Here is a 14,105-nt window from a genome sequence, read left to right as displayed (position 1 = left end):
ACACTCCGCGCCGCCGGATTCCACTAGCCGAGGTCGCTGCATGCGCACGTTCCCCACACTGTTCTGTCTGGCGAGCTTGCTCGCAGCCGTTTCCACCGTGCATGCGGGGCCGCCGGCGAAGGCGGCGACGCCTGCGTACAGTTTGCTCAAGAAATACGACGTCGGCGGGCTCGGCGGCTGGGACTATCTTCTCGCCGATGCGAAGTCGGGGCATCTGTTCGTCAGCCGCGGCGACCGCGCCCTCGTGGTCAACATGGCCGACGGCACGCTTGCTGCGACGATAGCGGGTACCGAAGGCATCCACGGTTTCGCCCTCGCGCCCGAACTCGGCCAAGGCTATACGAGCAACGGCCGCGCCGACAGCGTGACTGTGTTCGATCTCGCCACACTCAAGCCGGTCGGCACGATCGCCGTCGGTGGGCGCAATCCCGATGCGATCTTGTACGACCACGCATCGAAGCATCTGTTTACGTTCAATGGCCGCAGCAAGGACGTCAGCGTGATCGACCCGCAGACGCAGAAAGTTCTCGCCACGATCGCCGTCGGCGGCAAGCCCGAATTCGCCGCGAGCGACGAAAACGGCCGCGTTTATTTCAATATCGAGGACACGAGTGAACTCGGCGTGATCGATACGCGCAGCAATACGCTCGTGGCGAAATGGAAGCTCAAGGACTGCGAAGATCCGTCCGGTCTCGCGCTCGATGCCGCACATCGGCGCGTGTTTTCCGTCTGCCAGAACCGGCGCATGGTCGTGACCGACGCGGCTTCCGGCAAATTCGTCGCGAGCGTGGCGATCGGCAACGGCCCCGACGCGGCGGCCTACGATGCGGAGCGCGGCATCGTCTTCAGCTCGAATGGCGAAGACGGCTCGCTGACCGTGGTGAAGCAGATCGATGCGGATCATTACACCGTTGCGCAGACGCTGCCGACCGAGACCAGCGCGCGCACCCTGGCGCTCGATCCCGAAAGTCATCGTGTTTATCTCGCCGCGGCCAAGTTTGGCGCCAAGCCCGCGGCGACGCCCGAGCAACCGCATCCGCGCGCGCCGGTGCTCGAAGGCAGTTTCAAGATTCTCGTCGTCGGCGATTCTGCGGCGCAATAGCGCGCAGCACTTGTATCCATCAACGGAGACTCGAGCATGAAAGCGAAGATCACGGGCACCACGATGCCGGTGCTGGAAATCGGCCTCGAAGGCAACGACAAGATCGTCGCCGAACCGGGCGAGTTTTCCTGGATGACCGACGCCGTGCAGATGCGCACGACCGCGTTCACCGCCGGCGCGAAAGGCATCTGGGGCGCACTCGGCCGCGCGTTCTCGGGCGGCGGCGTGTTCATGACCGAATACTCCGCGCCCGGCGCGCAGGGCGTGATCGCCTTTGCCGCGAAAGTACCGGGCACGATTCAGCAGGTCGACGTGCGCGCGGGCGAATCGTATCTGATCCATCGTCACGGCTTTCTCTGCGCGACCGAGGGCGCGACGCTCGCGACCGGATTCCAGCGCTCGCTCGGCGCCGGCATCTTCGGCGGCAACGGCTTCGTCATGCAGAAACTCAGCGGCCCGTGCACGGCCTGGGTCGAACTCGGCGGCGAAGCGGTCATCTACGACCTCGCGCCCGGCGAAAGCATCAAGGTGCATCCGGGCCACGTCGGCATGATCGCCGGCACGGTCGGCTTCGACGTGACCTTGATGCGCGGATTTGCCAACGCGGTCTTCGGCGGCGACGGTCTTTTTATCGCGCGCCTGACCGGGCCGGGCAAGGTCTGGCTGCAGACCCTGACCGTACCGAACCTTGCGCATGCGCTCGCGCCCTATCTCGGCGGCGAGAGCGTGGCGGAGAATGTCGAAACCGGCGTGGCCGGCGGCATCGCCGGCGCGGTGCTGCGCGGCATGTTCAAGAACTGACGCGCAGTCGATCGATCACTGCATCGATCGGCTCCGTGCGGGTTACACCAAGCGCAAATCGGCGGTCTTGGTGTCGGGGAACACCTTGGCGAGCTGCGCCGGCGACAGTCCCCACATGCGCAGGTACATGCCGGCCAACAGGCTGCGGTAGTTGTTGAGCACCGGGTAGTCGCGGTTCTGCAGCAGGGTCGACTGCTGAACCTTGACCTGTTCGCCGGCGATGCGGCCGCCGTCGATGCCGCCGCCGAGCACCCAGTAGACCGAACCGTGGCCGTGGTCGGTGCCGTGGTTGCCGTTCTCGCGGAAGGTGCGGCCGAATTCGGAAACGACGACGACGACGGTGTTCTTCCACTCCGGGCCGAGTTCCTGGGCGAAGGCTTTGAGGCCGTTGCCGAGATTGGCGAGATTGTTCGCAAGCTGACCCTGCGCGCCGCCCTCGTTGACGTGGGTATCCCAGCCGCCGATGTCGAGGAAGCCGAGGCGGTACTGGTCGCGCATCAGTTTGGCGATGCGTTGCGCTTCAAGCGCGAAGCCCTGCGCATTGACGGCGCCGCGGTTGGCCTGGTTCATCTCGGTCTCGAATTCCTTGGCGACGTGCGCGCGCAGTTCGAGGCCGTCGTTGACCGCGGCTTGCAGGCGGTTGCCCTGGTACATCGAGGTGAGAATCGCGCTCTGGCGGTCGTCGTAGGCCGGTTTGCCGACGTACTTGAGCGAGATGTTCGGGATGTCGTTGGCACCGCGGAAGGTCAGCGGCAGCGCGTCGGTGAACGCGATCGGTGGCGCCTTGCCGCTCAGGGTGCCGGACAGCCTGGCCATAAAGCCCGAGTTGAAATCGACGTGGGCCTGAGTCGGCTCGCCGCGTTCGATATTGTCCTGCGTCTCGAAGTGGCTGCGCGACATATCATCGGTGCCGGCGAACGGCACGAAGGCGACCTGCCGGTTCTTGTACATCTCGCCGATCGAGTCGCGCAGCGCCGGCGCGAGTGCCCATTCGCTGTCGAGCGCGAGTGCGCCCGTGCCGGATTTCGCATCAGGTCGCGGCACGGCGATGTTCGGCCGCGACTGGTAATAGAAGTCGCTCGAGTACGGCACGAGCATGTTCGCGCAGTCGTAGCCGCCGCGCAGGAACACGAGCAAGAAGCGCGGCGAAGACGGCGGCGCGGCGAACACGCGCCCGGCTGCGGTCAGCGCGGGCAGGGCAGAGGCGGTGGCGGCAAGTTGGAGGAAGTGGCGGCGGTTCATAACGGTACCTCTTGGTTTTCTGTCATTCCAGCGAAAGCCGGAATCCAGCCTTTGCTCGAAAAATCACGAGAAGAAGAAACTGGATTCCCGTTTTCGCTGGAATGACGAGCACGAGAAATCACCGAGTATTGAATTCGGGGGACGAAAGCAGGAACGCATTCCACTCCTGCTGTGAAGCCGACTTGTCTAGCGCGGCGAGCGTGGTCTTCGACAGATACGGCTGGATGCCGTCGTAGTAGAGCTTCGACGAAAGCTGCGGGAAACCGACATCGGCGCTCTTGGTGCCGTCGGCCGCATCGAACAGGCCGGCATTGCCGTTGCCGATGATGCGTGCGATCTCGAAGCGCCGGCTCATCTGGCCCGAACTGGCCCAGGCGTTCTCGGTCAGTGCGTAGCCGTCCGGCGTCGAGTGGCCGAACATCGACTGGCCCTGGTTGTTGAGCCAGGTGACGATCGGGTGCATGTTGGTAATCGTCTTGCCGTCGTAGGCAAGGCGCACCGACGACACGACGTAGTGCATCGGGTCCTTGAACTTCCTGCCGAGCGAGGCGGCGAATTCGTCGGACTCGAACATCGTCCTGAGCACGTCGGCGATATCACCGTCGCTGTGCTGGAACGTGCGCGCCATCTTCTCGATCAGCTTCGGCGGCGGATCGTCGGAAACGAAATAGGTGGCGAGCTTGCGCGAAACGAACTGCGCGCACGCGGGCTGCTTCACGAGCAGGTCGACCGCGCGTTCGACTTCGTCGAAGCCGCCGCCCTTGATCTTCTGCCCGAGCAGGACGCGGTCGCCGAAATCGTGGCGTTCGGGATTGAACGTGAACAAGCCCTCGCGCACGAGGTAGTGGCGCAGCGCGGGGCGCACTTTCGGATCGTCGTGGTTCGGGTCGATGCCGACGCCGGTCAGGATCTTTGCGAGTTCCTGCACGTCGCCCTGCGTATAACCCGAGCCGACGCCGAGCGTGTGCAGCTCCATCAGTTCGCGCGCGTAATTCTCGTTGACGTGGTTCGCGCCGTTCTGCGCGTTGTCGAGATACTGCAGCATCGCCGGTGACTTGAGCGTCGCCATGACAAGGTCGCGGAAGTGGCCGAGCGCGTACGGGCGGATCGAGTGATCGACATAGTCGCCGGCGAGGAAGCGCACATAGCCCTTCTGCGAAAACACGCTGAAATGGTTGAGCCAGAACCAGACGAGTTGTTCCTTGAGCTGGTCGGGCGAGTAGATCGCGCGCAGCAGCTCTCTGCGGGTGGCCTCGTAGGCCATCTTGTTGCCCATATCGTTGCGATCTTTGCGCGCGGTCTTCTTCAATTCTTCATCGCCGAGCGCGTTGATGCGCTTCTGCTCGGCGATCTCGTCGACGACGAGTTTCGCGGCGGAGTCGTGGGCGATGTCGAGCTGGTCGACCTGCGCCTTCACCGGCGCGGGCAGGGCATCGTTCTTGCCGGCGAGCTGCTCTTCGAGAAAACGCCGCTTGCCGAGTTCGCGGAAGCGCGCGACGGTCGTGCTGTCGAGGCCGTAGGTGACGCGGTCGAGCCAGAGCGCGTCTTCGCGGCTCAGGGTCGCGGCGGGGCCGCTGGCCTGCGCGGCGCCGCTGCCGGCGGCGAGCAGCACTGCGAGGTGAAGAATTCGTGATCGTTTCATATCCGTGCGGATCGGCGGGGGTGTGGTACCGCCATTTAACGGACGAGTTGCCGATCGGATGACAACGCACGCTTGCGCTTTTGCCGTTCGGCATCGCTTCATATTCGCTGTCAACGCGGCACGGCGAGGGCCGTTTTTGCGGTCTGCGCGCAGTCTTCGTGCGCCCAACCGAAAAGGGAGAATGAATATGCAACGTCAATTGATCGCCATCGCCGCCGCCGTGCTGTTTTCGCTCGGCGCGCACGCACAAAACGCCGCGACCGAAACCGCGCGCGACACCGACCAGCAGAAACGCATCGAGCAGGGCCTGCAGTCGGGCCAACTCTCGACCAGGGAAGCCGCGAGTCTGGAAAACCAGGAAAAGCGCGTCGATGCCACCGAGGCGCGCGACATGAAGAACGGGCCGCTGACCGCCGGCGAGAAAGCGCAGATCCAGCGCGAGCAGAACCATGTCAGCGCCGACATCTACAAGGACAAGCACAACGGCGTCACCGGCAATCCGAACTCCGTGTCCTCGCAGCGCATGCAGGCCGACGTGCAGCGCAACGTCAATCAGGAAGCGCGCATCAACCAGGGCATCCGCTCGGGCCAGTTGACCAATCGCGAAGCCGGCTCGCTCGAACGCGGCCAGGCGCACGTCGACCGTTCCGAGGCGCATGCCGGCGCCAATGGCCACGTCGGCGCAGGCGAGCAGGCGCGCATCCAGCGCAAGGAAAACCGCCAGAGCGCGCGCATTTACGACAAGAAGCACAACGACAAGGAACGCACGCCGTAATCGAGACAATCGCCCCGTCCGCCACGCGCCGGCGCGCGGCGGACGGGGCGATTTCGTCAAGCCGTCACAATTTTGTCGATAATCGTTGGGGTTCTGAACTGGGGAGACAACGATGACGACGATGCTGCGCGACCGTGCGCTCGTTCCGCTTTGCGCTGCGCTGTGCGGCATCCTCGGCGCCTGCGCCGCACCGTCGGCGACGACGAAACCTTCTGTCGCCGCGACGATCGACGTCGCCGCGGTGAAACATCCCGACGGCGAGACGCCGGCCTGGTGGTTCCGCGCCGGCGCGGCGGCGGCGGCTGCAAACCGCGCCGATCTGCCGGCGGCAAAAGCGAAAGCGAAGAACGTCATCGTCTTTCTCGGCGACGGCATGAGCACCGGCACGATCGCCGCGGCGCGCATTCTCGAAGGCCAGCGCAAAGGCGCCTCGGGCGAAGAGAACCGCCTGAGCTTCGAGACGTTCCCGTACACGGCGCTGTCGCGCACTTACACGACGGATTTCCAGACACCCGATTCGGCCGGCACGATGACCGCGATCATGACCGGCGTGAAGACGCGCTCGGGCGTGATCGGCGTCAACCAGATCGGCAAGCGCGGCGACTGCAAGGCCGCGCAAGGCAACGAAGCGGTGACCGCGCTCGAACTCGCTGCGCGCGCCGGCATGGCGACCGGCGCGGTGACGACGACGCGCATCACCCACGCGACGCCGGCGGCGACCTACGGCCATCTGCCCGAACGCGACTGGGAATACGACATGGCGATGCCCGACGACGCGCGCGAGCAGGGCTGCGTCGACTTCGCGCGCCAGCTCGTCGAGTTTCCGTTCGGCGGCGGCCTCAACGTCGCGCTCGGCGGCGGCCGCACCGAATTCATGCTCGCGCCGCAGCCCGATCCGCAGTACGACGGCCTGATCGGCAAGCGCCTCGACAAGCACGACCTGATCAAGCAGTGGCAGGCCAAGCCCGGTGCGGCCTACGTGTGGAATGCGCAGCAGCTCGCCGCGCTCGATCCGGCCAAGACCACGCACCTGCTCGGCCTGTTCAATCCCGAGCACATGCTGTACGAGTACGAACGCACCCAGGCCAAGCCCGCGGTCGAGCCGAGTCTCGCCGAGATGACGCGCGCCGCGATCGGCGTGCTGAAGAACAATCCGAACGGATTTTTCCTCATGGTCGAAGGCGGCCGCATCGATCACGGCCACCATGCCGGCAACGCGTATCGCGCGCTGACCGAAACGATTGCGTTCTCCGATGCGATCCGCGCGGCGGCCGAACTGACCTCGGCCGACGACACCTTGATCCTCGTCACCGCCGACCACTCGCACACGATGACATTTGCGGGCTACGCGAATCGCGGCAACCCGATTCTCGGCAAGCTGCGCGGATCGAGCGGCGAAGGCGCACCGTCGAAGGACCTCGCGCGCGACGCGACCGGCCGCGCGATCACGACGATCGGCTACGCCAACGGCCCGGGTTATGCGGGCGCGAGCGACCGCGAGGCCGAAGGTCCGAAGACCTATCCGCACAATGCGACCGCATTCTTCCCGGCGAAGCACGGCCGGCCCGATCTCGATCACGTCGATACCGAAGCGCCGGACTACATGCAGGAAGCGGTCGTCCCTCTCGGCGCGGAAACGCACAGCGGCGAAGATGTCGCCGTGTTCGCGCGCGGCCCCGGCGCGGCGGCGGTGCGCGGCTCCCTCGAACAGAACGCGTTGTTCCATCTCGTCGCGCAGGCGAACGAGCCGATCCGCAAACAGCTCTGCGCGCTCGGCAGCTGCAATGCCGACGGCGTGCCGGTCGATGTGCCGGCGTACAAGAAGCTGCTCGATTCCATGCCGGCGAAGAAATAAGGCGTTTGCTTTGCGTCAGCGCGGGAAGCCGCGCTGCGGATATGCGCGGGCGGAATCGAAATGATCCCGTTTGAAATTCGCCGCAAGCGCAGGCCCGCGGCGGCGAAGTCGAAGGGCTAAGTGTTTTGACTTCGCTCGCTGTGCGAGCCGCACGCAGCGCGAACGGGTTGAAGTTCAAACTGGATCGCGAGCGAAAACTCGCCGCCGCTTAGCCGCGCTTGGCGATGCGCGCCTCCCCGCCATCGCGGGGAGGGCAACGCTTACTCCACCGTCACCTTCTTGCGGTTGTCGTTCGAGTTGCGATCGACGAGCTTGTTGTACGGATCGATGCCGGCCTCGTAGGGTTCGCCGTCGACGGTGAGCGTGATCGTGCTGTCGCCGTCCTTGATCTCGCGCTTTTCCAGGTACAGCACTTTCTGGTTTGCCTCCTTGCCGTCGGCCGCCTTGGCGAACACGCCGATGTCGATCGGCAGGTCGATCTTGCCGTCGCTTTCCTTGCCGATGCCGTCGGTATACTTTTTCTCGGCGTGCAGTTCGAGGGTCAGATCGTACTTGCCGTCGGCGCGTTTCTTTGCCGTTGCGCGGGTCACGCGGTTGTCGAAGAAGGTGATCTTGTTGAACAGATCGTCGATCAGGCCGGCCCACTCCGGGTCGGTGCCGGCGCGCAGGGTGTCGAGGAACTCGTACGACGTCGTGTACGGCGGCTGCTGGAACGCCTTGGCCTTGATGAACGCGGCGAGCGCGGCATTCAGCGTGTCTTCGCCGATGTAGTCCTTGAGCGCGTAGAGCACGACCGAGGCCTTGTTGTAGTGGATGTACTGCTGGTTCTCGTTGAGCGCGAGCGGGTTTTCCTTGACCCGCTCGGTCGCGCGCGTCGCGAGATAGCGGTCGAGCTCGTACTTGAGGAACTTGCGCATCTGGCCGGCGCCGTACTCGTGCTCCATGACCATGAGCGCGGAGTACTGGGCGAACGATTCCGACAGCATGGTCGCGCCCTGCACGTTGGCGCCGATCACCTGGTGCGCCCACCACTGGTGCGCGACTTCGTGCGCGGTGACATAGAACACGTAGTCGACCGCGTCTTTGTCGGACAGGTCGGCGATGAAGCCGATCGATTCGGAATACGGAATCGTGTTGGCGAAGCTCTGCGCGAAGGCCGCGTAGTTTGGGAACTCGAGGATGCGCACCTGGCGGAACTGGTACGGCGAGAAGTTCTTCGTGTAGTAATCGAGTGACTTCTTCACCGACTCGATCATGCGGTCGATGTTGTAGGCGTGCTGCGGGTCGTAATAGATCTCGATCGCGACGTCGTTCCAGCGATCCTTCTTCACCGCCCAGCGCGCCGACAGCCAGGAGAAGAAGTTGAGGATCTTCGTGTCCGACTTGTACTGGAAATAGCGGCGCTCGCGGCCGGCGGCGTCTTTTGCCGTCCATTCGCGCTGCAGATAGCCCGGTGCGAGCGCGATCTGGTCAGGCACGGTGGATACGGTGGTCTCGAAGTCGACCCAGTCGGCATCGCGAGAGATGTAGGTGTCGCCGCGCGCCTTCATGTCGTCGATCGGCGCCATGCGCGGCAGCTCGGGCAGGCCGTACTTGCGCCGGTCGTTGCGGTCGGACAACTGCCCGCGTTCGCGGTAGCCGAACTGCGGCAGCTCGCCGCTGTTGAAGAAGGTGCCGTTGTAGACGATCTGCTTCTCACCGCCGTCGACGGAAAAACCGTCCTGGCCGAGTTCGATTTCGAAATCGAAATCCATTGCGGCGCCGGGCGCCATCGGTGTGGCGAGTTTGTAGATTTCCAGCTCGTAGTCCTGGTCGCGCTTGACCACGCTGTGCGGCGCGAAGTCGAGCTTCTTCACCTTGTCCGTATGTTCGAAGTGAACGAACAGTTCGTCGATCGGCGCGGCGGTCTTGTTCTCCAGGCGGTAATGCCCGCGCACGATAACGCGCAGTTCGTCGGGATAAATGTCGACGTCGGCCTTGACCGCGGTGATGCGCGGCTGCGCGCGGTCCTTCCATGCGGCGCGATAGGTTTTTTCGTAGTTGGCGAGGCGCTCCTTGCCGGCGTCCTCGGAACGGTATGTGTTGAGGATGTTCGTGTTGTAGAAGATCCACGCGCCGAGTCCGATGAAGACGACGAGCAGTGCGGCTATGGCATACAACGGCCTGCCGCCGCGCAGCCGGGCGAACGCGCGCCGCGTGCGTTCGCCGAAGCTCGCGCCGGTGCCGCGCGGCCAGAACGCCGCGGCGACGACGAGCAGCGCCGCGGCGAGTGCGCCCCAGTAGGCGCGGAAGATCAGGTTCGGGGCGAGGAAATGGCCGTAGCCGTTCATGTCCGACAGCGGCAGCGGCGGGGCTTTGCCGAAGTTGTAGAGCGGATGGTTCCAGCCGAGCATCGGCAGGGCGAACTGGGCGACGAGGAAGGCGACAACGAGCAGATAACCGAAGAACTTGTTCTCGCTGATCGTCTGCAGGAACACGAACAGCGCCGCGGTCAGCACGAACGGCAGCGCCGCGAGTACGGCGATCTTGGCGTACAGGTCGAGCTGCAGGTGGGTGTAGCCGTGCGTCAGTTGCCAGCCGATGCAGAACACGACACAGACAATGACGAAGGCCGCGATCATGCCGACGAGGGCGACGAGCTTGGCCGCGAGCGGCACCCAGTTCGGTGCGGCGCAGGCGTCGCTGACTTCGGCGACGCGCAGCGTGCGCTCGCGCCAGATCAGCTCACCCGCGTAGACCGCGAGCACGAGGGTCAGGAACAGTCCCATGCCGCCGGCGAGCACGCGGCTCATGTTCGCGGTGACCGGCAGCACCTTGGTGCCGTATAACTCGCCGCCGAAGCTGAGCACAGTGAACATGACCAGCAGGCCGAGCACGAGCATGACGAGGAACGGCGCGCCGGCGAGCACGCTGCGCAGGTCGAACCAGGTCTGATGCAGGAACTGGCGCCACTGCGCGCCGAACGAACTCTGCAGGCGCACGGCGGGCAGTGCGATCGTGCCGCTCGGCGTGGATGTGCCGCTTGCCGGCGCTGCGCTTGCCGCGGCCTTGCGCCGGAACAGGCGCAGGCCTTCACGGTCGGCACGGAACAATCTGAAGGCGCCGAACAGCAGCGCTGCGCTGACTGCGAGCCAGAGCGCACGGTTGGCGAGCAGCCAGCCCGACAGCGGTGGCAGGCGCGAGTTGTTGTCGTTGGCCGACCAGTAGCGCGTGATCTCGTTGAGCGCGTTGCCACCGAACGGATCGAGCAGGGCGCCGACCCAGCGCGCATCGAGATTCGACGTCATGCTCTCGGCGACCGTATGCAGCACGATGAACGCGATCGCGCCGAGGTAGGTGTAGAGCATCGAGCGCGTCAGCGTCGCGAAGGCGAACATCAGGGCGGCGATGAACAGCAGATTCGGGATCACGAGGATGCCGAACGACCACAGGTACGCGGCGAACGAGGTCGGACCGAGCCGCGCCGGATCGAGCCACGGCATCGTGCTGCCGAGCCAGAGGCCGAGCGCGGCGACGACCATCACGCCGAACGCGGCGATGAAGCCGCCGCCGAAACGGCCGAGCAGGTAGTCGCGCTTCTTGATCGGCGTGGTGAAGAACAGTTCGGCCGTGTTCTGCTCGAAATCGCGCAGCGCGGCGCCGGCGATGAAGATCGTCACGAGCAGGATCGACAACAGGCTGAACGCGGCGAGCAGGTTGATCACGACCAGCGGCGCATTGCGGTGCACATTGCCGATGCCGCCGCCGAAGCTGACGTTGTCGGAGGCCATCGAACCGAAGGCGATTGCGCCGAACACGAGCGCGACGATCCAGAACAGCGGGCTGCGCAGGATCAGCCTGCGCTCGAACGCGAGGATTTTTCCTAACATGATGTGAGTCCCTTCAGGCCGCTTGCGCGACGGGAGCGGCGGCGCGGCGCAGCTCGCCGAAGTAGACGTCTTCGAGATTCGGCGGCACCGCGACGAAGCCGTCGCCGGGACTTGTGTCGGCAAGCACGTGCACGACCGGCTGGCCGGCGATCAGGCGCGACGACAGCACGTTCATGCGCTCGCGTACCTGGGCGAGTTCGTCTTTCGTCAGGGTCTTGCGCCACACGCGTCCGTCGAGTGAGCGGATCGCCTCGCGCGGCTCGCCGACCAGGCGTAGCTGGCCCTGCGCGATGATCGCCATGCGCGGGCACAGGTCGGTCACGTCGTCGACAATGTGGGTGGACAGGATCACGACGACTTGTTCGCCGACTTCGGCGAGCAGGTTGAGAAAGCGATTGCGCTCTTCCGGATCGAGGCCCGCGGTCGGCTCGTCGACGATGATCAGGCGCGGCTGGCCGATCAGTGCCTGGGCGATGCCGAAACGCTGGCGCATGCCGCCGGAAAACGTGCCGAGCTTGTAGTAGCGCTTCTCCCAGAGATTGACCTGACGCAGCAGGGCTTCGACGAGCCCCTTGCGTTCCTTCTTGTCGGTCACGCCCTTGAGCACGGCGAAATGATCGAGCATCACTTCGGCGGTGACTTTCGGATAGACGCCGAATTCCTGCGGCAGATAACCGAGCGTCTGCCGCGCGGCCTGTTTGTCGGCGAGCACGTCGAGTCCGTCGAGATGGATCGTGCCCGCATCGGGGTCCTGCAAGGTCGCGATCGTGCGCATCAGCGTCGACTTGCCCGCGCCGTTCGGGCCGAGCAGGCCGAACATGCCGTTCGGGATATCGAGGGTGATGTCCTTCAGCGCCTGCACGCCGTTGGCATAGGTTTTCGACAGGTTGCGGATCGCGAGCATGACGGGTCCTTGCGGCTGGGTTGGCGAGGCGGTCGAAACTGAGCGAGGGTAGTGCGCACCGAAAGCGCATGCCAATATCGAAAGTCACGAGGAAAATCGAATAGGCGTAATCGGCGGATCGGATTATGATGGAGAGGCGGCCTCGCCGCGCCCCGTTTCGCAGCAGATTCGAGGTTTGATCAGACCCGGCGCGACGCCTACGGCGGCCGACGCGCCTTTGAGGAGGGAGCATGGCCGAAGTCGTAGAAGCCAAGGTGCCGGATATCGGCGATTACACCAACGTGCCGGTGATCGAGATCCTGGTCAAACCGGGCGACACCGTAACGAAGGACCAAGGCTTGGTCACGCTCGAGTCGGACAAGGCGACGATGGAAGTGCCGTCGTCCGTGGCCGGCGTAGTGAAAGAAATCAAGGTCAAGCTCGGCGACGAGATTTCCGAAGGCCATGTGGTCGCGCTGATCGAAAGCGGCGCCGCCGCGCCGGCTCCGGCACCCGCCGCGGCCAAGGCCGCGCCGGCTCCCGCTCCTGCAGCCAAGGCCGAAGCGCCCGCCCCGGCGCCTGCGCCGGCCGCCTCGGGCGGTGGCGTGCAGGAAGCCAAGGTTCCCGACATCGGCGACTACAGCGGCGTGCCGGTCATCGAAGTGCTAGTAAAAGTCGGCGATACGGTGGCGAAAGACCAGGGTCTCGTTACTCTCGAATCGGACAAGGCGACGATGGAAGTACCGTCGTCGGTCGCCGGCGTGGTCAAGGAACTCAAGGTCAAGGTCGGCGATGAAGTCGCCGAAGGCCATGTCGTCGCATTGATCGAAGCGGCCGGTGCCGCGCCTGCGCCGGCTGCAGCTTCCGCAGCGTCCGCGGCGAAGGCCGCTGCGCCCGCGCCGTCCGCATCCGCTCCGGCGCCCGCACCTGCGGCGGCTCCGGTCGTCGCGGCCGGCAGCCCGAGTTCGCCGCCGATCAATTTCGGCGCCGACACGGTGATGCCCGACAAGGTGCCGTACGCGAGTCCCGCCGTGCGCCTGTTCGCGCGCGAGCTTGGCGTCGATCTGAGCAAGGTCTCCGGCAGCGAACGCAAGGGACGCATCTCCAAGGAAGACGTGCAGAAGTACGTCAAGGCCGCGCTCTCAGGCGCGACCGCGGCGCCGAAGGCTGCGGCCGGCGGTGGCGTCGGTCTCGATCTGCTGCCGTGGCCGAAGGTCGACTTCGCCAAGTTCGGCGAAGTGGAGACCAAGCCGCTCTCGCGCATCCAGAAGATTTCCGGCGCCAACCTCGCGCGCAACTGGGTGATGATTCCGCACGTCACTCACAACGACGATGCCGACATCACCGAACTCGAAGCGCTGCGCGTCGCCCTGAACAAGGAATACGAGAAGGCCGGGGTCAAGTTCACCATGCTCGGCTTCCTGATCAAGGCCGTGGTCGCGGCGCTGAAGAAATTTCCGCAGTTCAACGCCTCGCTCGATGCGACCGGCGAGAACCTCGTGCTGAAGAAATACTTCCACATCGGCTTCGCTGCGGATACGCCGAACGGCCTCGTCGTGCCGGTGCTCAAGGATGCCGACAAGAAAGGCATCGTCGACAGCGCGAAGGAAATCTCGGCGCTCGCGGCGAAGGCGCGCGAAGGCAAGCTTGGCCCGGCGGAAATGTCCGGCGGCTGCTTCTCGATCTCCTCGCTCGGCGGCATCGGCGGCACTTCGTTCACGCCGATCGTCAACGCGCCCGAAGTCGCCATCCTCGGCGTGACCAAGTCGGCGATGAAGCCGGTGTGGGACGGCAAGGCCTTCCAGCCGCGCCTGATCCTGCCGCTGTCGCTCAGCTACGACCACCGCGTGATCGACGGTGCACTGGCGGCGCGGTTCACCGCTTATCTGGCTCAGCTGTTGGCCGATATGCGCCGCAGTTTGCTCTGATGATTAAA

At 64.9% G+C, this 14,105-nt stretch carries 9 protein-coding genes; 5 read left to right on the top strand and 4 right to left on the bottom strand.

Translation table 11 applies throughout. The features are described 5' to 3' along the window. Positions 1-40: 40 nt before the first annotated feature. Positions 41-1,102 carry a YncE family protein gene (locus FFS30_RS16175; protein ID WP_137914219.1) on the top strand — a complete coding sequence of 354 codons (1,062 nt, stop codon included), beginning with the start codon at positions 41-43 and terminating at the stop codon, positions 1,100-1,102. Between the two features lie 36 nt (positions 1,103-1,138). Next, positions 1,139-1,903 carry an AIM24 family protein gene (locus tag FFS30_RS16170; RefSeq protein ID WP_137914218.1) on the top strand — a complete coding sequence of 255 codons (765 nt, stop codon included), beginning with the start codon at positions 1,139-1,141 and terminating at the stop codon, positions 1,901-1,903. A 42-nt stretch (positions 1,904-1,945) separates the two neighbouring features. Here the strand turns inward: FFS30_RS16170 and FFS30_RS16165 are convergent, their stop codons facing one another. After that, positions 1,946-3,145 carry a DUF1501 domain-containing protein gene (locus FFS30_RS16165; protein ID WP_137914217.1) on the bottom strand — a complete coding sequence of 400 codons (1,200 nt, stop codon included), beginning with the start codon at positions 3,143-3,145 and terminating at the stop codon, positions 1,946-1,948. A gap of 118 nt (positions 3,146-3,263) precedes the next feature. After that, the gene (locus FFS30_RS16160) at positions 3,264-4,787 is read right to left on the bottom strand and encodes a DUF1800 domain-containing protein (RefSeq protein WP_137914216.1); all 1,524 of its coding nucleotides are present in this window, start codon (positions 4,785-4,787) and stop codon (positions 3,264-3,266) included. 187 nt (positions 4,788-4,974) lie between these two features. Here FFS30_RS16160 and FFS30_RS16155 point away from each other — a divergent pair, with 187 nt between their 5' ends. Both FFS30_RS16155 and FFS30_RS16150 read left to right on the top strand, forming a co-directional pair. Continuing rightward, the gene (locus FFS30_RS16155; protein ID WP_137914215.1) at positions 4,975-5,562 is read left to right on the top strand and encodes a hypothetical protein; all 588 of its coding nucleotides are present in this window, start codon (positions 4,975-4,977) and stop codon (positions 5,560-5,562) included. Positions 5,563-5,683: 121 nt separating this feature from the next. Beyond that, on the top strand, positions 5,684-7,417 hold the full coding sequence (locus FFS30_RS16150; RefSeq protein WP_137914491.1) for an alkaline phosphatase: 1,734 nt from the start codon (positions 5,684-5,686) through the stop codon (positions 7,415-7,417). Between the two features lie 260 nt (positions 7,418-7,677). Here the strand turns inward: FFS30_RS16150 and FFS30_RS16145 are convergent, their stop codons facing one another. Continuing rightward, a complete protein-coding gene (locus FFS30_RS16145) occupies positions 7,678-11,286 on the bottom strand; it encodes a M1 family aminopeptidase (RefSeq protein WP_137914214.1) in 3,609 nt (1,202 codons plus the stop codon). Between the two features lie 13 nt (positions 11,287-11,299). Then, a complete protein-coding gene (locus FFS30_RS16140; RefSeq protein ID WP_137914213.1) occupies positions 11,300-12,190 on the bottom strand; it encodes an ABC transporter ATP-binding protein in 891 nt (296 codons plus the stop codon). 230 nt (positions 12,191-12,420) lie between these two features. On the opposite strand from FFS30_RS16140, the gene aceF reads away from it, so the two are divergent. Continuing rightward, on the top strand, positions 12,421-14,097 hold the full coding sequence (gene aceF / locus FFS30_RS16135) for a dihydrolipoyllysine-residue acetyltransferase (protein WP_137914212.1): 1,677 nt from the start codon (positions 12,421-12,423) through the stop codon (positions 14,095-14,097). Positions 14,098-14,105: the final 8 nt, after the last annotated feature.

Origin of the sequence: Rudaea sp. 3F27F6 (assembly GCF_005503555.1) — a bacterium.
Lineage (GTDB): Bacteria > Pseudomonadota > Gammaproteobacteria > Xanthomonadales > Rhodanobacteraceae > Rudaea.
Note: the sequence above shows the minus strand (reverse complement) of the source record. Positions and strands in the feature narration are given on the sequence as shown.

What these genes read in the sequence shown, in the direction of transcription:
- FFS30_RS16155 (WP_137914215.1), top strand. Translation starts at nt 4,975, where the DNA reads ATGCAACGTCAATTGATCGCCATCGCCGCCGCCGTGCTGTTTTCGCTC.
- FFS30_RS16165 (WP_137914217.1), bottom strand. Translation starts at nt 3,145, where the DNA reads ATGAACCGCCGCCACTTCCTCCAACTTGCCGCCACCGCCTCTGCCCTG.
- FFS30_RS16145 (WP_137914214.1), bottom strand. Translation starts at nt 11,286, where the DNA reads ATGTTAGGAAAAATCCTCGCGTTCGAGCGCAGGCTGATCCTGCGCAGC.
- FFS30_RS16160 (WP_137914216.1), bottom strand. Translation starts at nt 4,787, where the DNA reads ATGAAACGATCACGAATTCTTCACCTCGCAGTGCTGCTCGCCGCCGGC.
- FFS30_RS16140 (WP_137914213.1), bottom strand. Translation starts at nt 12,190, where the DNA reads ATGCTCGCGATCCGCAACCTGTCGAAAACCTATGCCAACGGCGTGCAG.
- FFS30_RS16170 (WP_137914218.1), top strand. Translation starts at nt 1,139, where the DNA reads ATGAAAGCGAAGATCACGGGCACCACGATGCCGGTGCTGGAAATCGGC.
- FFS30_RS16150 (WP_137914491.1), top strand. Translation starts at nt 5,684, where the DNA reads ATGCTGCGCGACCGTGCGCTCGTTCCGCTTTGCGCTGCGCTGTGCGGC.
- aceF (WP_137914212.1), top strand. Translation starts at nt 12,421, where the DNA reads ATGGCCGAAGTCGTAGAAGCCAAGGTGCCGGATATCGGCGATTACACC.
- FFS30_RS16175 (WP_137914219.1), top strand. Translation starts at nt 41, where the DNA reads ATGCGCACGTTCCCCACACTGTTCTGTCTGGCGAGCTTGCTCGCAGCC.